At 49.2% G+C, this 19,014-nt stretch carries 15 protein-coding genes; 12 read left to right on the forward strand and 3 right to left on the reverse strand.

The genetic code is table 11. From position 1 onward, the window contains the following. Positions 1 to 5: 5 nt before the first annotated feature. The 9 genes from secG (at position 6) to F459_RS0114340 (ending at position 11,681) form a co-directional block, all read left to right on the forward strand. Complete coding sequence (gene secG, locus F459_RS0114300) at positions 6 to 362, forward strand: preprotein translocase subunit SecG (RefSeq protein WP_020613399.1); 357 nt, start codon at positions 6 to 8, stop codon at positions 360 to 362. 60 nt (positions 363 to 422) lie between these two features. After that, positions 423 to 842 carry a hypothetical protein gene (locus F459_RS0114305; RefSeq protein ID WP_020613400.1) on the forward strand — a complete coding sequence of 140 codons (420 nt, stop codon included), beginning with the start codon at positions 423 to 425 and terminating at the stop codon, positions 840 to 842. Next, positions 829 to 1,905 carry a peptidylprolyl isomerase gene (locus tag F459_RS0114310; RefSeq protein WP_033301816.1) on the forward strand — a complete coding sequence of 359 codons (1,077 nt, stop codon included), beginning with the start codon at positions 829 to 831 and terminating at the stop codon, positions 1,903 to 1,905. Before F459_RS0114305 ends, F459_RS0114310 begins: the two co-directional genes overlap by 14 nt. An 8-nt stretch (positions 1,906 to 1,913) precedes the next feature. After that, the gene (gene nusB / locus F459_RS0114315; protein ID WP_020613402.1) at positions 1,914 to 2,336 is read left to right on the forward strand and encodes a transcription antitermination factor NusB; all 423 of its coding nucleotides are present in this window, start codon (positions 1,914 to 1,916) and stop codon (positions 2,334 to 2,336) included. After that, positions 2,333 to 3,979, forward strand: a complete 1,647-nt coding sequence (locus F459_RS0114320; RefSeq protein ID WP_033301820.1) for a tetratricopeptide repeat protein — start codon at positions 2,333 to 2,335, stop codon at positions 3,977 to 3,979. The genes nusB and F459_RS0114320 overlap by 4 nt, the downstream gene beginning before the upstream one ends. Positions 3,980 to 3,994: 15 nt before the next feature. Further along, a complete protein-coding gene (gene map, locus F459_RS0114325; RefSeq protein ID WP_026295041.1) occupies positions 3,995 to 4,756 on the forward strand; it encodes a type I methionyl aminopeptidase in 762 nt (253 codons plus the stop codon). Positions 4,757 to 4,770: 14 nt separating this feature from the next. After that, positions 4,771 to 6,279, forward strand: a complete 1,509-nt coding sequence (locus tag F459_RS0114330) for a Do family serine endopeptidase (protein WP_020613405.1) — start codon at positions 4,771 to 4,773, stop codon at positions 6,277 to 6,279. A gap of 85 nt (positions 6,280 to 6,364) precedes the next feature. After that, a complete protein-coding gene (locus F459_RS0114335; RefSeq protein WP_020613406.1) occupies positions 6,365 to 6,979 on the forward strand; it encodes a phosphoribosyltransferase in 615 nt (204 codons plus the stop codon). Positions 6,980 to 7,007: 28 nt separating this feature from the next. After that, on the forward strand, positions 7,008 to 11,681 hold the full coding sequence (locus tag F459_RS0114340) for a chitobiase/beta-hexosaminidase C-terminal domain-containing protein (RefSeq protein WP_020613407.1): 4,674 nt from the start codon (positions 7,008 to 7,010) through the stop codon (positions 11,679 to 11,681). Here F459_RS0114340 and F459_RS0114345 read toward each other — a convergent pair. After that, positions 11,674 to 13,593: a histidine kinase N-terminal 7TM domain-containing protein gene (locus F459_RS0114345; protein ID WP_020613408.1), complete on the reverse strand. Its 1,920-nt coding sequence runs from the start codon at positions 13,591 to 13,593 to the stop codon at positions 11,674 to 11,676. The two genes, F459_RS0114340 and F459_RS0114345, sit on opposite strands and share 8 nt — an antisense overlap. Positions 13,594 to 13,709: 116 nt before the next feature. Between F459_RS0114345 and F459_RS0114350 the strand changes: the two genes are divergently transcribed. Continuing rightward, positions 13,710 to 14,900 (forward strand): PP2C family protein-serine/threonine phosphatase, encoded by a 1,191-nt coding sequence (locus tag F459_RS0114350; protein ID WP_020613409.1) that lies wholly within the window; start codon positions 13,710 to 13,712, stop codon positions 14,898 to 14,900. A gap of 31 nt (positions 14,901 to 14,931) precedes the next feature. Here F459_RS0114350 and F459_RS0114355 read toward each other — a convergent pair whose 3' ends face one another. Beyond that, the gene (locus F459_RS0114355) at positions 14,932 to 15,990 is read right to left on the reverse strand and encodes a hypothetical protein (protein WP_020613410.1); all 1,059 of its coding nucleotides are present in this window, start codon (positions 15,988 to 15,990) and stop codon (positions 14,932 to 14,934) included. 17 nt (positions 15,991 to 16,007) lie between these two features. Beyond that, positions 16,008 to 16,655 carry a TP0733 family outer membrane beta-barrel protein gene (locus tag F459_RS0114360; protein ID WP_020613411.1) on the reverse strand — a complete coding sequence of 216 codons (648 nt, stop codon included), beginning with the start codon at positions 16,653 to 16,655 and terminating at the stop codon, positions 16,008 to 16,010. 172 nt (positions 16,656 to 16,827) lie between these two features. Between F459_RS0114360 and folD the strand changes: the two genes are divergently transcribed. Together folD and F459_RS0114370 are read left to right on the forward strand one after the other, a co-directional pair. Beyond that, positions 16,828 to 17,724 (forward strand): bifunctional methylenetetrahydrofolate dehydrogenase/methenyltetrahydrofolate cyclohydrolase FolD, encoded by an 897-nt coding sequence (gene folD, locus F459_RS0114365; protein ID WP_020613412.1) that lies wholly within the window; start codon positions 16,828 to 16,830, stop codon positions 17,722 to 17,724. A gap of 41 nt (positions 17,725 to 17,765) precedes the next feature. Beyond that, positions 17,766 to 19,013 carry an AICARFT/IMPCHase bienzyme formylation region gene (locus F459_RS0114370; protein ID WP_020613413.1) on the forward strand — a complete coding sequence of 416 codons (1,248 nt, stop codon included), beginning with the start codon at positions 17,766 to 17,768 and terminating at the stop codon, positions 19,011 to 19,013. Position 19,014 lies beyond the last annotated feature (1 nt).

Genomic DNA, 19,014 nt, shown 5'->3' on the forward strand with positions numbered 1-19,014 from the left:
TGAGAATGGGTTTTATCGGTATTCTTCTACTGGTCGTTTTTGTTATCAGCGCACTTCTTCTTATTGTGATTGTCATGATTCAGGACGATCAGGGGGAAGGGCTCGGAGGAATCTTTGGCGGCTCGAGTAATAGTGCCTTTGGTTCCAGGAGCGGAAACGTGCTGACGAAAACCACCTCTATTTTGGGAACGGTGTTTATTCTTTGTTCTTTTGGCTTGGCGTGGGTCAATCATACTCCCGAAGGCGGTAATGTTATTAAAGCCGCCAGGCAGGAAGCTGGTGTTCAACAGGAAGAGTGGTGGAATCAGCAGGTTGAGGCGCAGGAACCTAATCAAGCCGGGACCAGTAACAACGCCCAGTAAAGAAAGAAGGCCGGTTCCTTGTTTCTTGAGGAATCGGCCTGTCCTTTTTGGGAGCTATTGATGAATATTTGTGTTCTTTTTTTTGGTGCAGACCGTCACGCGAAGATGTTGGAAATAAGTAAGAGTCTTGCAAAGGGTTTGGAAAGTCAGGGCGGTCATACCGTCCAGATCATTAACGGCGATACCGAAACAGAAAAAAAGCTTTCAATGTTTCATTATATTGCGGTTGGAGCACCCTCTACCGGTTTCTTCGGTGGAAAAATAGCGGATAATGTGACCGCTTTTTTACAGAACGGCGGAATGGTTTCTGGAAAACGTTGTTTTGCATTTACGATCAAGTCGGGATTACGAAATTTGAAAACACTGCAGACGCTTATGAAGACGATGGAACGAGAAGGAATGTATCTGAAGGTCTCAAGTATCATCGGAAGCACGGAAGAGGCGGAAAGGATAGGAGCAAAACTACATGTTGAGCAATAGTGCGATTTGGAAAGGCAACCTACTTGGTGTTGTTTTGGTACTCTTCTTTCTCTGCGGTAGTGTTTTCCCTGTTTCCGCGGACCTTGTTGGACAGACCGTTGCCACTGTGACCTTGACGAAAACGGAAGGTATTTCGTCGGTACAGCTTGACCAGCGTGTCGCTCAGGTTGCTGCGGCGCGAAAAAAAGCCGGTTTGTCTGCCGACGGGGTGGATCGAAAAGAGGTCCTCGACGCCATGATTGCCGAGGTTTTGATTAAGCAGGCTGCCGAGCGGTCCGGTATTTCTATCCCGCAGGAGCAAATCCAACAAGTGGTTGCAAAGCAGAAGGCTTCCATCGAGCAGCAGGTGGGGCGTCCTCTTACCGACAGTCAGTACCAGGAAGTGGTTAGATCACAGACTGGGCTTAGCTGGGAGCAGTATACAGGAAATATCCGGGAACAGATCATGCAGCAGCGTTATATTGCGACGGAAAAGCGTGATATGTTTGAAGCCATCCAGCCTCCTACCGAAAAGGAAATTCAGGACCACTATGATGCTCATGCCACTTCTATTACCAATCCCGAGTATGTCCGTCTGAAACAGATTTTTATCCCGACCATCAGCATGAATGACCAGGAAAAGCAGGCCGCCAGAGAACGTTTGGAGAGTGCCTGGACGAAACTTAGGAACGGCTCTGCCAAATTCGATGATCTGGTTTTGCAGTATTCGGAAGATGAATCTTCAAAATACCGGGGCGGGGATGTCGGTTATATCGCGCGGACCGATCAGCGCGTGGAAAAGACCTATGGGGCTGATTTTTTCAGGAAGCTTTTTTCTCTTCAGACGGGAGATTATTCCGGCGTCATCGAATCGAATGTCGGTCTTCACATCCTCAAGGTTACCGAACATCGGGAAGCCCGAATACTTTCTTTGGATGATCAGATTGCTCCCGATAATAAGATGACTGTACGTGAATATATTCGTGCAGGGCTTTTTCAGGAAAAGCAGCAGGTGGTACTTAAGAAAGCGCTTGATGCGGTTGTTGAAGATTTGAAAGCCGAAGCGGAAATTGTTGTATACTGAGATAATCAATGGGATCACGACGTAAAGCTCGTATTCTGGCGTTTCAGGCAATATATAGCTGGGAGTTTCACAAGCCTCTCCTTGCCGAACTTTTGCAGTTTGACTGGCTGGAAGAAGAACGTAAGGCGAAACTTGATGCCGAAACCTGGCTGTTTGCACGGCTTCTTGTTCAGGGGACGATTGAAAATTGCAATACTATTGATCGTCGCATACAAAACAGGCTCGAGCATTGGGATTTTTCCCGACTTTCAAAGGTGGATCTTGCAATACTCCGCCTAAGCACTTATGAACTTCTTTTTCAGCAGGATGTTCCTGCCAGCGTTGCAATAGACGAGGCAGTGGACCTTGCGAAAGATTTTGGTGGTGATGACTCATATCGTTTCATCAACGGTGTGCTCGATTCCATTCGTAAGGAGAGGGATCCTTCGTGAGATTACCGCGGTTGGGAAATCGGGCATTGGTCTTGCTGATTCTCATCCTTTCTGCGGCAACTATGTTTCTTGGTTACTATGTGCTGAAACAGCGATCGGTTAAGGCAGAATCTGGCGATCTTGAAAACCATCTTTCTTTACTAAAAGAAATCGACCGTTTATTACTGCTTGCGAATTATCAGCAGGCGGGGGAACGTTTGACTACGCTTCTTCATGATGCCGATTCTGCGTCGATGTTGCTTCAGATCTCCAAACGAGCCTTCAATATTGCCCAGGACAACGGGGATTTTTCTTTTCTGGAGACTATCGCCGCAAAGGGACACCGGCTCTTCGACGGTCGTGAGGATTTTGCGGCCCTTTATGCCTATACACTGCTTCGACGAAATCGTTGGGGTGATGCTGTGCTCCTGCTGAAGGGCTACACACCCTTTCATGAAGATTTTACTCATGCGGTATACAGTGAGGCATTGTTTCATGTACAGGAGGAGAAGGGCACAGGCTATGCGGATTACCATGCTGATGAACTGGAACAGTTGGCCAGGCAGCTTGACAGCCGCAGAATAATGGCCGATGCGCTTCTTATCCGACTCCGTAATAATGATTTCGATGGGGCATTGGCGCTCGGTAAAGAGCTGATGGCTGGTTTCGGCTCGGATCGCTATAATCGAAGCGATGAGCTTCTGTTTCTCCTTTTTTTTGAACATGGTGAATACGATCGTGCCAGGCAAATGTTGGAGGCAGGTTCCGCTTTTACCGCTCAGGAAAAGCTTTTTCTTTATGCTGATATTCTCATGAAAACCGGTAATCCTATTCAGTCGGCGGAGACCTTCAAGTCAATTGTCCGTCAGTTTCCTTCTGCCTCCTGGACTCCCTATTATAATCTGCAAATCCTTGAAGAAAACAAGTTGAAACAGAATGAACCGGTATTTTGGCTCGATAGGGGGGCTTTTCTCTTTGGCAGGAATGAGCATTATCTGCTTGCTTCTGCAGGTTACTGCCTCGACCGTTCCTATATGGATGAAGCACAGCGGTACCTTAAGCTTTATCTTGATACAGGCGGGAATTCGGCTATAGCGGATCTTTTCCTTGAGCAAAGTTCCGGAAACGCAAAGCCGGGGCGCTATCGCGCTTCGCTACAGCAAGTAATAGAGTACTCTCCGAAAGAGGTTGCAGAGCAACGGGTCAAACACGGAATTTGGTTCTTTTATGGTCTGCGTTCTGCCGGTGATATCGGCTCTCTTGGGGAATATGCGTCGGAACGCTGGCCACAGGAAGGATGGCCCCGTTTTTCCATCGGTCTGGGCCTCTTGTTATCCGGATCATTGGTGGATGCGGAAAAGGCCTTTAAGGGTGGATGGGAACTCGACAATACCCTTTGGGAGGCAGCTTACGATGCTGGAACCCTGGCTCGTGCATCTGAAAGGTTGAGCGAGGCAATGGAGTGGTTTCGTAAGGCGGAGAGCTCTGTTCCCGAATCGGAAAATCGTCGTAGGGCCCTTATATACACGCAGATGGCGGAAATCGAACGGACAGGTGGCAACCGTGAGAATGCCAAACGCTATATCCGCTATGCTTTGGATATCGATCCGGAAAATGCTTCGGCTCGTTCTTTTTATTCTTTACTTGATGATTCTTCACCATGATAGTATTTTTTCTCTATGATACAATTAAAAACAACTGAAGAGATACAGAGAATTAGAGAATCTTGCAGGATTTGTGCGGAGGCTCATAAGGAAGTTGAGCGTCATGTGCAGCCTGGTATCACTACCGGTGAGCTGGACAAAATTGCGCAATCCTATATTGAGAAACATGGCGGAGTTCCTGCGTTCTTAGACTATATGGGATATCCGGCCACTCTCTGTGTCTCTGTGAATAACGAGGTAATCCACGGAATACCGGGAAAGCGCGTTATTAAAGAGGGAGACATCGTGAGCCTTGACCTTGGGGTCAACCTCAATGGGTTTTTTAGCGACATGGCCCGAACCGTTCCTGTCGGCAAGGTGGCTTCCGATGCCTTGCGCCTCGTTAAGGAAACCAGAAAATGTCTTGAACTTGCACTCGAACAGGCTGTCGACGGGAAGCGATTGAATGATGTCGGCGGTGCTGTCTGGAATCATGCCAAAAAGTTTTCATATGGCGTTGTAAAAGATTATTGTGGACATGGTGTCGGCTTCTCTCCCCATGAAGAACCGCAGATCCCCAATTACATTCGTAGAATGCCAAATCCCAGATTAAGACCGGGAATGGTGATTGCCATTGAGCCGATGATTAACATCGGGACCGGTGATGTTGTACTCCTTGATAACGATTGGACGGTAGAAACCGCCGATGGCTCTTTGTCTGCTCATTGGGAACACACTGTCGCCATTGTCGAGGGGGGCTCTGAAATTTTAACCTCATTCGAGGATCTTGATTTATAGGAGGGATACCCACTATGAATGGAAAAAAATTATTCAGATCAAAAAATTTCTTTGTTTTTAATCTTTTGCTTGTTGGGTTGGTAGCTGGTTTTGTCGTTTCAATGATAACGTTCGGTTGTTCGACAAGGTTATCAAGCGGTGAAACCGCGTATGCCCAGGAAAAGCAGGCTGATCCGATTCAGGTGCCGCCGTCTATGGAGGAGATGCAAAACTCTTTCAGAGCTGTGGCCCGAAAATCGCTGCCTGTGGTAGTCGAGGTAAAGGTTGTCGAGGTGGTCAAACAGGCTGTGCCGCAGTCGAGAGGGTGGCCTTGGGATTTCCTTTTTCCGGACCAGCAGAACAATAACCAGGGGCAGCAGCAACCTCAGGAGCGCGAATACCGCAATCAGGGGCTTGGTTCCGGGGTCATTGTGAGAAACAACGGAAACACCCACTACGTCTTAACCAACAACCATGTGGCGGGAAAAGCCGACGAAATCAAGGTAGTCCTAAACGATGGTAGGGAATATCCTGCAAAACTTGTCGGTGCCGACGAGCGAATGGACCTTGCAATGGTTTCCTTTGATGCGAAAGAGGATATTCCTGTAGCCGAAATAGGGGATTCCGATAAACTCCAGGTTGGTGATTGGGTCATTGCCGTAGGCAGCCCCTTCGGTTTTGTCTCAAGTGTTACCGCCGGTATTGTAAGCGCAAAAGGTCGCTCCGGCCCTCAGAACAACATCAGTGACTTTATCCAGACCGATGCTGCCATCAATCAGGGGAATTCCGGTGGCGCCCTCATGAACATCTATGGGCAGGTTGTCGGTATTAACACCTGGATTGCCGCACCTAGCGGAGGTAGTGTCGGTCTCGGCTTTGCAATTCCCATCAATAATGCCAAAAAAGCTATCGACGATTTCATCAATAAGGGAGAAATCGAGTACGGGTGGCTTGGGGTTACCGTCAGCGAGCTTTATCCCGGAATGGAAGAGTCCATGGGGATCGACAATCAGAAAGGGGCGTTCATACAGAACGTTTACATTGATTCTCCCGCGGCCAAGGGGGGGATTGAACCTGGTGATTTTGTCACTGCCATTGACAACAGACCTGTGAGAAGTCGTGATGACCTTGTACGGATGGTTGGCGAGTTACCTGCGGGAAGTTCTGTTGACTTCGACATCATCCGGGACGGTAAAGAGATTACCCTGAAGGTAAAGATCGGCAAACGGGAAAATAGCGAGGCTATTGCAGGAAATATGAGCAAACTGTGGCCCGGTTTGACCGTAATCGGACTGGACGAGGATGTCAGAAACGAATTGAAGATTGATGCAAAAGAGAATGGGGTAGTTGTCGTAGGTGTTGAAAAGGGGACAAAACCCTATGTTGCCGGTATTCGCAACTATGACCTGATTTATCGGATCAATGATAAGCAAATAAATAATGTTGGTGACTTCTACGATGCAATGAATGACAAAAATGTGAAAGAGTACAAAATTTATTATAAAAGAGAGGGTAGTGAATTTTTCGCTGGTATAGTACGATAATAGTGGTGAAGATGGGTCCTGCCGCCGAGATGCATTTCGGCCGGCAGTGACCGGCTTCCCAATACAGAGAGGAAGGACACCACGAATGCGTAAAGAGTTTATCCCCTATACCGTTGTCAGAAACAATGCCATTAAACTTGCCCACCGTATCCATGAGGCGGGGTTTATACCCGATGTCGTGTATCTTTCTCTCCGCGGAGGGGCCTATCTCGGCAACATCATTAGCGAGTACTTTAAGCTGGTTAGGAAAGACAGCAGGCCGGTTTTCTATGCCGCCGTCGTGGCCCGAAGTTATTCTGATATCAAAGAGCAGACGAAGGTAATGATCGACGGTTGGACCTATAAACCGGAATACCTGAGAAACGGAGATAAGATCCTGATTGTGGATGATATTTTCGATTCGGGAAATACCGTAAACTACCTTGCCGATGTGATCCTTCAGCACGGTATACCCCGGGAAGATTTGAAGGTTGCTGTTCATGATTACAAAGAACTGACTTATCTTTCGGAAACCCCTCCCATTATACCCGATTTCTACTGCCGAAAAATAACGATTCCTTCTCCCGACGATGATGTTTGGATTCATTACAGTAGCCATGAGCTTGTGGGTCTTACGCCGGAGGAGGTCGAAAACAACTATACCAAGGACGATCCCGAAGTAGGGGAAATCTTACGAAAGATTCTCGGCATGGAGAAATAACCCAATGTTTCGGTTTTCTCCTCGCACTATGTTTGTCATTGTACTCTTTTGGGGCCTAAGCTCTTTTGCAACGGCAAATCCTTACACCCCTTCGCCTGAACCCGGCGCCTATAATCAGGATATTTTCTTTTCCCTCGCGGGGGAGGGAAATCAGGTCCCCTATCGTATCGATATCGGTACCAACCATGGGAATGCCGGAGAGTGGGAATCTTTTTCAAATCCCGTCAGACTTACCGCTTTACCGGGAGAGGAGAGAGCTTATACCATCGAACTGAAGGATAGTACCCGGTATCGTTACCTTATAGACAAAAAAATTCCGCTCTCTCCGATTATTACCATTGAGGAAGACTCCTTTTTCTCTCTCTCCGCTCATGATTCCGAAGACTCTCTCTTTTTCAGGGTCGTATCAACGGATCATACGGAGCATGTGCCATTTCAGCGCTGGTCGGGGAAAAAGGAGAAAATTCCATTTTCCGATGAGACGCTTGTTGCAGTCGAGGCCTATGCAGTGGATCAGGCTGGTAACACCGGTATCCTTGCCGCCTCTTATGTCGAAAAGCCCCGTAAGGGTGCGGAAGGCCTTTCAATTATAAACCCCGTTCCCGGCGTTTTTCGTAATGCACAACTTTTTTATGTCGATACCGACGGTTTCGAGTGGGTACGCTATACCATCGATGACGAAGATCCTGTTCTCAGGGGTGCTCCGTATACGAAACCGCTTCTTATCCGAAGTAGAGGGCTTGTGAAATTGAAGGTCGCGGCACTTCCCTTGGGATCGACAACCCCTCTGCGTAGCGAAGTCACCTTTGCCCAATATCCGACCGGTAGTTTCCAGCTTCCTCCCAGCGGACTCTACTCAAAGGCCCTTTCCATTGAGCTACCGGAGCAAATCGGGGCATATGCTCTGAGTAATGCCGGAGAAATCAACCAACAAAACGGCGGGGCGATTTCTTTAAAGGGAACACCTGGTGCCCGAAGCGTGTATCCGCTGCGGTTTACGATAGATGGAGAAGAGCTTGAGGATCCTCTGCCCGGCTATGAAAGTGAATATCGCTATCTCTATATCATGGATTACCGGAGGCCCGGTGCTCCTGGCATCGAGCTTGATAAGGGACTTCCTTTTTCGGGTAATCTGACGGTAACGCTTACCTCTTCGCAGGATGAATCAATCTATTATACCCTTAACGGGGCGACCCCCGATCGGTTCGCCCTGCCATACCGCGGCTCTTTTACCATCGACTCGAATGACTGGGCACAGCAGGGATCTATAGAATTGCGGACCGTAGCCTACGGAAAGAATGGAATTCCGAGTGAGGAAAGACGGCTCTTGCTTCCCTTTGATGCTATCCCCCCGGATAAACCCATTGTATCGGTTTCCGAAGAGTCCGAAGGCTCCTATGCCTTCGACATTTCCGTTTCCGATCAGGAAGCGGTAACCATTCTGTACGAGATTGCCTTTGACGGGGTTGCTCCTTATCCGGGAGGAGATTCTCCCAGAGGGGAGTCTCATATGGTGCTGAGTTTTCCAAAGGGTTCACATGAACAGGCATCTCTCCGGTTTGCGGCGATGGATGCCGCCGGAAACATCAGCTTTGCAGCCGAGCCTGTGGAACTTTCCTACGATTCGATTCCTCCCGGACGTGTCGAACTTGAGCTCAGGGATTCGACCGTCGTCTGCACCAGCAGCGGCGACGATGAAACCATCGAATACCAACTTACGGACGGTCAATCGCAGGATGAAAAGCCAGTATGGCTTCGCTACGAAGGGCCTGTACAGCTTCCGATGCAGGAAGGGCGATTGAATAGGTTTTCGTTCAAGGCTCGTTCGGTTGATGCCGCCGGAAATATCGGTCCTGTTGCCGATCTCTCTCCCATCTTCGTGGATAGCAGAAAGACATTTTCCTATGATCTAAAAGGAATTCCCGAGAGTAAAACATCATCGGATCGATGTATTATTACCATCGAAACCGATGAGGCCGTTTCCTGTCGATATCGGCTGCTTCAACTCGGGGAACTGGGTGAGGAGGCCGTGGTCCAGGAAGCCGCTTACAGCGCTCCCCTTATTGTCGGCGGAGAGGATGGAACGGATATCCTGTATCGACTTGAAGTGACCCCTTTTTCCTCTATCACACAAGTGGATGGATCAACCACCAACTACTATTTTAGAATAGATCGAAGGCCTCCTCCGCTTCCTTCTCCTGAAGTATCACCCGAAATTCTCTATGCTTGCGGACCGACACAAATCAAACTTACGGGAATCGAGGACGATTCGCAGGTTTGGTATATGCTGGATGATTTTGAAAGTAAGGCTCCTATCGATTATGAAACGATGATTCATCATGGTTCCATTGCTTCGTCGGATGGTACCATCATGCTTGATTTTCCAGGGGACGGTGCATATCGCTTAGAGGGGATGAGCGTCGATGCATACGGCAACTATACGATGGGTTCGCTTCTTGATCATATAGTCTGTGATTCTCTGCCCCCCGAGGCCCCAAAAATTTCCTATGCCGAGGTACGTGACGGATGGGCCGTTACTGCGGATATCGGGGATGGAGAGTCGCTTGTCCCCTCAATTAATTCTACCGATGGCAGCTTTTTTCTTCCCTACCAAAGCTCGGTTTCCACTTTTCCGGAACCCTTGCGTTTAGCGAGTGTCGATGAGGCGGGAAACCGTTCGGCCGAGATTATGCTTCAGGTTCTGGGAAAAACACTTTTTATCGATGGTCGTCCGGTCACAAGTGAAGATTCTCATGGCGATGATCGGAAGGTGCCCCAGTTTGCCGTGACCGAGGAATTCGTTCTTCCAAAGGTAGAATCATTGGTACGTGGTATTCCTCATCGCTTTTGGTCCGGAGAGGCTGTTACCATACGGCCCGATTTCGATGGAATTATTCGGTATGAGCTTGCTGTTGGCGGTGTAGCACCCCTCGTCTCCTCAAGGTCCGATCGGCTGACCGAACCAATCACACTTCAGGCTGAAGCAGGCCAATCCTTTCTTGTGTCGTTTCGTGTCGCCCTCTTTCTGGAGCTTGGTGGTAAAGAGCGGCTTGTGCATAGCGAGCAGTACCAATTTGGAATCGATAGAAATCCGCCTGTACCACCTATTATCTCGGGTGTGGGAGAAGATGAATACTATCGTGACGATAGGAAGGTGGAGATCCGTTCTGCTGGAGAGAAGGTTGCAGAGCTTCGCTATCGCCTGCTGAGGGTCGGCGACGGTGAGGAAGGGGCGTTTCAAAGCTACGATGATCCCATAACGGTGGCTTCCGATCAGGGGGTCTGTTCCGATTTTGTGCTTGAGGCTTATGCCGTGGATGAAGCGGGAAATATGAGTACAAAGGAACGAGTCGCTTTTTCCATCGACAAGGCTGTGATTTATGTTTCGCAGGACGGAGATGACGCAGGTGACGGAAGCAGGGCCGCTCCATATCGATCCCTCATCAAGGCTGTTCGGGATGCGGCCTCCAACGGGATGACGACGATCCTTCTTTCGGCGGGGCGCTTTCCCATCGATTCTGTGATCCTTCTGGATCGGGGAACATTGACTATTCAGGGTGAGGCGCTCACCGTCATCAGCACCGATGCCTCCTTTGACTCTGCCTCGATGTTTGCGGTCAAGGGAGGTAATCTCACCTTACGCAACCTTTCGATTGATACCCTTACGGCACGGGGAGCCATTCTGAAACAGTCGGGGGGGCTTGTTCGCATGGAGAAGGTCAAGCTGTACCAAGCCTCCGGTCCCGCTGATGCAACGCTTTTGGTGAAAAACGCTTCGCTTTTTTTCGACCACAGTGAGTTACACTTTGGTCCCCTATCTGATGCCTCGCTTATCTCCGTGGAACACGGCGAATTGGCCCTGGTCGCCAGCCGGTTGGCCGGTTCCGCACAAAGTGTTGATGCAACTCTGATCAAAAGTACCGATTCCCGCGTAACCATAGACGACAGCAGTATTCGTCCAGGAGAAAGCACCCGACTTACCTCTGTAGGTGCGGAGAAAAGCGATCTTACCATCATTGATAGTGAACTCTATACAGGCGATCGGGATGATCGTGCCTCTGCTTGTCGTCTCTACGGTGGTTCGCTCTATCTTCTCAATTCGTCACTTATCTCAGGCAGGAATGGTCGATTGCCGATTCTCATAGATGCCGATTCCTGTGATCTCGTTTTGGAACGTTCATTGTTGCAGTCTCAGGGGCGGGAAGGAAGCGTTCAGCTCAGACAGAAAAATGGAACGTTAAAGGCCAGCCACACCGTTTTTACCTGCGGGGAAGCCACCGATGGGTTCTTCTATGGCATTCAAAGTTCCGAATCTCAGGTACATCTTGAGGATTTTATCTTCTATGCCCCAACTGCAGGGGATACTATAGCCCTCGATACACGGGGAAGGAATGATATTTCAATTGATACAAGTTCTTTTACGCTTCCTTCAGAAACGAGCGGCGGCCCTGTTGCAATGGTTGTCAGAACGTCGCCCGATGGATCGGGGGCTATTTCCGTTGCAAATTCACTTTTTTTCGGGCCTGGCCATTTTACCAATGTTCCTTCCGATGATAAAAATCGCTTTTTTAATCAGATCCCTTCCCGTGGCTCGGAAAATGAAGGGCCGTCACGTTTTCTCGGTGTGGAGAGTCACCCGGCTCAAAGCAATAAGGTGCTGTATGAGCAGTTGATCAAGGTGGACCCTGTCGGATTCAGATGATCGTTGTTCTCCCGAAGTTATTGCTGTTTTCATGTATATCCCGGGAAATCTTGCGGTTTTTGTTTTTGATCGGGAGGGAAAAAATGAAGCGTTTACTTTTACACTCCTCTTCCGTGGTGGTGATATCGACCCAGATCGAACCTGAATAGCGTCCTTCGATAATCTCCCTTGCGATTGAGAGTCCGAGGCCGGTCCCTTCTCCCCGTTTTTTTGTGGTAAAAAAGGGTTCGAAAAGATGTGGAAGGTCCTGGCTTCGTATCTCTTCCCCATTATCACTTATTGCGCAAAAAACCGATGTGTTGTCCGACCATGTTTCTATTTTTATACAGGGTTTGTAATCAGCCATGCTTAGCTGCGATTTTTTCCTTGTTGCATGTAATGCATTTGTCAGGATATTGATGATGACTTGATCTATCTCGCTTTCCCTGCATTCGATCCCCGGAAGGTTTTGATCATATGCTTCCACAACCTCGCTAACATAGCGTAATTCGCTGCCAACCATAATCAGACAGGTCTCGACGGCTTTATTTATATTAAGAAGCTGTCGCTGTTCTCCCCTTACCGGGCGTGAAAATTTAAGAAGATCATGAACAATCGCTATGGCGCGATTCGTACCTTCTTCGGAATCGCCGAGAATAAGGTTGAGCTGTTCGATCAGAGCTTCGGACTCGCGTGTTTTTTGGGGAAACGATGACAGTAATTTCTGAAAATAGTGGCGAAAAATATGGTAGTTATTCTTGGCAAAGCTGAGCGGATTATTAATCTCATGAGCAATCCCGGCAGTGAGTTGGCCAATGACAGCAAGCTTTTCCTGTTGGATGATGGTGTCCTGAGCATTTTCAAGCTCCTGGTTTTTTTCTATCAATTGGTCTGCCAAGGCTTCCTTTTCATGCAGAAGCCTGGTCTCTTTTGTAATATCGACAAGGGTTACCGTCATTACGGAGCTGTCATTACTCTCCATATGACTGAGCCTGGCACTGAAAGTCGATTTCCCCTTATCTCCTTCGATCGTAATGGGGATTGTGTCCGTCTCCCCGGTGAGGAGCGGAGTCAGGGGGGTAAGGTCCTTTTGTTCTGTAAAGTGTTGTCCGATCGTATTCGAATCCAGATTGAAGAGTGAGGCGGCCTTTTTATTGTAGTCGATAAGAGAGCTCCCGGAGTCGAAAAGGAGGATGCCGGTATCAAGTCCCTGAATGATTTTTTCCCGAGCCACGGGGATAATTTTGAAAAGACGGAATTTGGTAATACCGATGTAGCCTGACAATGCGGTGATGGAGAAGCTGATCGGGGTAAAATCCTTTCTAAGAAAGGGTATGAGATGAAATACGTAGAAAAGGTTAAAGATAAGGGGAACCAACGCTCCTGTAACGATAACAAGTGCCTGGTACCGATACATCTTATTTCCGCCAAGGGCAGATTTAAGAATAACGAAGCTTCCAATAATGTATAGGGCATACATGAATACCCCGTACAGCCACATCCACGGGCCGTAATCTGCACGCATGGTCAGATAGCCTCTTACCGGAAAATAGTTGAACCTTCGCCATACAAGATGGTGAAGATGATTTGTCTGAATGAGAATGTTTGTCGCTACGGAAAAAAGCGCAAGTGTTAATACAATGCTGAGGGAAACTTTGCGCGAGGCTCCTGTATAAAGCAGGGCAAAATGAAACCATATCACCGGAAGAAAGGAAAAAAAGAGATGTTCGGCCTTTACAGCGGTAAGCGTTGCAGCGGGAGTTGGAAGAAGCAACTCTATCAGGTTATTCAAAAGGTAGGCCGACACAAAAAGGAAATAGGTCAAGAGGGCCTTTGCTTCCGGGCCCTTTCCGTTTTGACGTATTAAGAATCCGGTTACGAGCAAAATCCCAAGGGTAAAGGGTGCTAAAACCACAAAAAGTGTGTATTCCACAAGTATTCCCCCATGCTGTTGTTCTGAATTTTGGTATAAGCCATTGCATGTTGGTATATATATACCATATAATCTACTATAATTTGATAGGCACGTAAAGATCCAAGGAGGGGGAAATGGAAGAAACATTGCCCAAAACGATTCTTATAGTCGATGACGAACCGCAGGTTTTGCGGTCACTCAAGTGGGAGCTGGAAATTGTACCCCTGGACGAACCGCTGCATGTCGTAACCTATGATACGACAAGGGCGGCCCTTGAGTTTCTTGAAGAAAGCAGCCGGGAGGTTTTTCTCCTGATCGCCGATCTTCGTATGCCGGCTCCTAACCTGTCGGGAAGCGATCTTCTGCTCAAGGTTCATGAGCGCTATCCCGAGATTATTCTGATCATGCTGACCGCTTATTCCGATATACCCGAGATTCAGAAGGCCATCACTGCCGATATTCAAGCTCTGCTTTTTAAGCCCTGGACAGCGGGAATGCTTCTTGCCGAAATCATCAAGGCACGTCGGGTTTTTCGTATGAGGCATGAGAACAGAGAGCTTCAGGAACGGCTGCGAAGGCAACTTGAATATGCGGGAGAATTCCAGCGAAACATTATGCTTTCGCCGAAGTTAAGTGATCCGAATCTCACGATAGAACTACGATATGAGCCGAACGGAGCTTATACCTGCGGCGGTGATTATTACGATGCCGTCAAAATAGCTTCCGATCAACTCCTCTTTTTCTTCGGCGATGTTTCCGGGCATGGAATTCGGCCTGCTTTTATCACTGCAATGATCAAGGTCATTTTGACGGAGCTTGTTTTCGAAAAGCGGATGACTGTTCCGAAAGAACTTCTTGAAGAACTTAACCGGCGGCTCTGTATGGCCCTTGAGCGGGTACACGATTTCTTTGTTACCTTTAAGATATTTCTGATTGAAAGTGACAAGCATCTTCTCACCCTTGCAAATGCCGGCCATCTTCCTCTTTTTCTGCTTCGCGGCGGCCAGTGCACCACCTTTCAGTCCGAGGGGGCTGCATTAGGCTTCAAGCGGGATATGGAATTCGATCAGCTCAGTATGGAGCTCATGCCGGAAGATCTCTTGATTCTTTTTACCGACGGGCTGATTGAACGGCCGCAGACGGAAAAGCGAATGAGCAATGAAGCAGTCTGCAAGCTCATACGCCCCCTTGGTGGGGAGCTGAGCGGTATTGCCGATGCGGTATTCGATCGCCTCTCTGCCGATCGTTCCAGGGATGCCCGCATCGAAGACGATATAACCGTGGCGGCCTTACGTTACCGCCCTGCCGCCACGGCGGGACGATAGCTACTGGTAGCTATCGTCATCGTCAGCGGGTTTACTTCTGATCAAGGTCTCCGTTGTCGTTTTCCCAGACCCCGGTTGCCGTTCCCATCAGGAAGTGATTGTCTTCAACCGTATAGAAACATCGCACCAATCCGTCGGCAAAGGTGGAATAGGAGGCCTCGATATCCGTATCGGAATCGATGGTTCCCTCCGGCCGGCTTATTGAAGTTCCCGAAAGATTCATCTCGTAATAGCCCTCGTTGGCTCCTATGACAAGGTAATGTGTGCCGTCGAAGGTGACCACTCCCATATCGAGAAGCTCCGGTGTGTTATCACTGTAGTTGTCGGGGGCATCATCAACAACAGCCCAGGTATCCCCATCACTGCTGCTCCACAGATTCCCACCTTTGGTGGTGAGATAGAAGAGAGAAGTATTGGTATCGTATATAACCCCGCCGATCGGATTACTCACGGTCGAAGTAGCCGCAGTGAATGAGGTCCCGTCTCCATAGTAGATAATGGGGTTATCGTCGTAAGAGCCTCCCACAAGCACATAGGTTCCACTTCCGTCATATGCGGCATCGGTGATCGGGTAGGCGGTGTTCAGGCTTAAGTCGTTGAGCGTGCTGTAATCGGTGGAGTATATATCGTAGCTATCGTTTTCGTCGGGTGAGCAGACGATGAAATCAAGGTCTGAGGTATCGAGAAGCCACATTGAAGTGCTTGGGCCAAAAGTGGTGGTTACTTCCGTCCAGCTGCTTCCGTCGTAACTCCAGAGGGTTTTCTCCATTTCATCCGTATCGTCTTCATCGTAAAGGGCTGCATAGATTGTGGTTCCGTCACTGGCGATTGCCGGGTCCGAGTTATAACCTGACTTGGAAACATTTTTCCAGGAAGAACCGTTATCCTTCCATATCGAGGGGCCTGCACCGCAGAAGACATCGCTGCCGATGTTGACAAAGCTCCGAATATAAAGCCCCTGCAGGTCGCTTCCCGAAAGCTCTTCCTCTTTGGCGAGGGTATAGAAGATGCCCACACCGTCGGCGTTACAGCCGACGAAGAGGGACAATATGAAAATCGACAGAATGGTATATAGCAGATATTTGCGCATAGTGTATTCCTCCGAACTTAGAAGCGGTAGCGAGCCGAAAGGCTTACTTCGGAAAAGTTTCCGAAGCTGGTGGAAGAGGAGTTCGATCCGAAATAGATCTCGGGAACCCACCAGTACTTAAAATTGAGGCCGAATCCCCAGGATGCATTCATCACCCAGTATACCGAGGCCCCTGGTTTCAGCATGGGACCGAAATAGGTCTGGTCCTCGTATTTGTTCATGGCGATACCGGCTTCCAGGCTGACGGGAATCTCGAATGGACCGGCAAGAAAGAGGTAACCTGCCTGAAGACAAAGGGGCAGAATCATCTCTTTGTTTTTGTTTACCGACTGGGTAAAGGCGCCTGTCAGAGTAATACCGAGAAAAACCCTGTTGGTAAGAAAACTACTCCAGCCGAGAGAACCTATGCCCCCGAGAAAGATGTGTCCTCCAGTTGATTCGAAGGTTTCGGTATCGCTTAGTTCATCGGCATATGGAAAGTGGATAAAAAGAGGGATAAAAAGCCCACCACTCATGGTAAACATTTGGTCCCCCTTTCCGTAGGGTTCGACAAATTGTTCCGTCTCTTCCGGCGTATGTGTTTCTTGGGCCGAGAGTATCATCGGCATAAAAACAGAGGTGCAGATGAATACAGCCAAAAGCCGTGCAAAACCTCGTGTATGCATGAATACCACCTTGTTTGGTTCAAGTGTTGTAGTGGGATAGTAGCACTTGAATCCGCCTTTATCAACAAGAGCAATGATAGGGGGCAATGGTAGGGTCAATATGTTTCAAAAAGGCCCCAAAGCATATATAATGGTGATGCATTACTGTAACGGCAAAACTAAGGAGGGCACCATGACCGCAACACTAATAGATGGAAAGGCAATTGCCGAAACCATGAGGGGAGAACTTGCCGAAAAGGTTTCCCGGATGAAGGAAAAAGACGTCGTTCCCGGACTTGGGGTCGTTCTTGTGGGCGATGATCCCGCCAGTGTGAGCTATGTCACCGCCAAAGAGCGGGCCTGTGAGAAAATCGGTATCTATTCCGAAGAACATCGTCTGGAGGCCTCGGCAAGCGAGGAGGAGCTTCTCGCCCTGGTGGAGTCAATGAACAATGATCCCCGCATAGACGGTATCCTGGTACAGCTGCCGCTGCCGAAGCAGATAGATGAGAATAAGGTGCTGCTTGCCATTGATCCTGCCAAAGACGTAGACGGCTTTCATCCCTACAGTGTCGGAAAGATGGTTCTCGGTCAGGAGACCTTTCTTCCCTGTACCCCCCATGGTATTGTCCAGCTTTTGCTCCGTTCCGGAGCGGAAACCAAAGGGCGTCATGTCGTCATTGTCGGACGAAGTAATATTGTGGGCAAACCTTTGGCAAACCTTTTACTTCAGAAGAGCGAAGGGGGGAATGCCACCGTCACCGTTTGCCATTCTGCGACTCGAAACATGGCCGATATCGTACGGCAGGGGGATATTGTTATCGCTGCCGTGGGTAAACCCGAGATTATCGGCGCAGATATGATAAAAGAGGGGGCCGTCGTCATCGACGTTGGCGTGAATCGGGTGGAGGATGCCTCCAAAAAAAGGGGCTACCGCCTTGTCGGTGATGTCGCCTTCGAAGCGGTTTCCCACAAGGCTTCGATGATAACCCCGGTGCCGGGAGGCGTAGGTCCGATGACCATTACGATGCTTCTCTACAATACGGTACAATCGGCCCAGCGGCGCCATCTTGCAACGGATATAGATTAACGATAAGGTAATGCAAACGCAAGAATACCAAGGAGCGAGGTTTGGATAAGCGCCTTACTGCAATCTATAGAGAAAAACAAGAGGAGCGGTTTCCCAACTGTTTTGATATTACCTTTCATTACGACGATGGTGATCGGCAGCTGAGCTACGAAAAGGTGGTATGGGATGTCGACGGCCATTCTGCAGGTCTTCGTTACGGGGAAAATCCCCATCAGAAGGCAGCCTTGTATAAAAGGGTCGGCGGTGCTGTTGAGATCGCCGATATGATCAAATTGCTGCCTGTTTCGGGGCTCAGTTCCGAGCTCGAGCTGGTAAAAAGCGGGAAACATCCCGGTAAGATCAATGTTGTCGATGTCGACAGGGCCCTGCAGATATTGCAATATATGGGAGATCGTCCTACTGCTGCCATCATGAAGCATAATAATCCCTCAGGTGTCGCCAGGGCGGATGGTGTGAAAGATGCCGTTGCCAAGGCTCTCGGCGGTGATCCCATAGCCGCCTTCGGCGGGGCTGTCATTGTGAACCGGCGACTACCCATCGATGCCGCAAAGCTGATTGCCGATAACTATTTTGAGATTGTGGCTGCCCCGGATTTTGAACCGGGAGTGGTTGAGATCCTTTCGGGCCGTAAAAATCTCCGTATTTTTCGTATAGCCGGGATGGATCGTCTTGAGGAATGCGCAGCCGGACAATATTTGGAATTTACCTCTCTGGTAGATGGAGGATTGATCCTTCAGAACTCCTATACCACTTCCATACGAAAGAAAGAGGACTTCATCCTCGCAGAGAGCGAGCGGAAGGGCGAACATTTTCGCTGCAGGCGCGATGCAAGCGAACAGGAGCGCACTGATCTGCTTTTCGGATGGCTTGTGGAAAGCGCCGTTACCAGCAATTCGGTGATCTATGTAAAGGACGAGGCGACGGTGGCCATCGGTACGGGAGAGCAGGATCGTGTCGGCGTTGCCACCATAGCCAGGGATAAGGCCTATCGAAATATGGCCGAACGAATCGCACGCAGTGAGCATTCTTGTAGCTTCGATGGCCTTGATGATACGGCGAAAGCCTCCGTCATGGCGCGTGTAAAAGAGGCTAAGGGAGGGCTTTCCGGTGCGGTGATGATTTCCGACGGGTTTTTCCCTTTTCGGGATGGTGTTGATGTCGCACTCAAGGAGGGGGTTACCGCCATTGCCGAACCGGGCGGCAGCCTTCGGGACGGTGAGGTTATCGAAGCGTGTAATGAATATGGGGCGGCACTGCTCTTTACCGGTGAGCGCTCCTTCAGACATTAGG

Origin of the sequence: Sediminispirochaeta bajacaliforniensis DSM 16054, assembly GCF_000378205.1 — a bacterium.
Lineage (GTDB): Bacteria > Spirochaetota > Spirochaetia > DSM-16054 > Sediminispirochaetaceae > Sediminispirochaeta > Sediminispirochaeta bajacaliforniensis.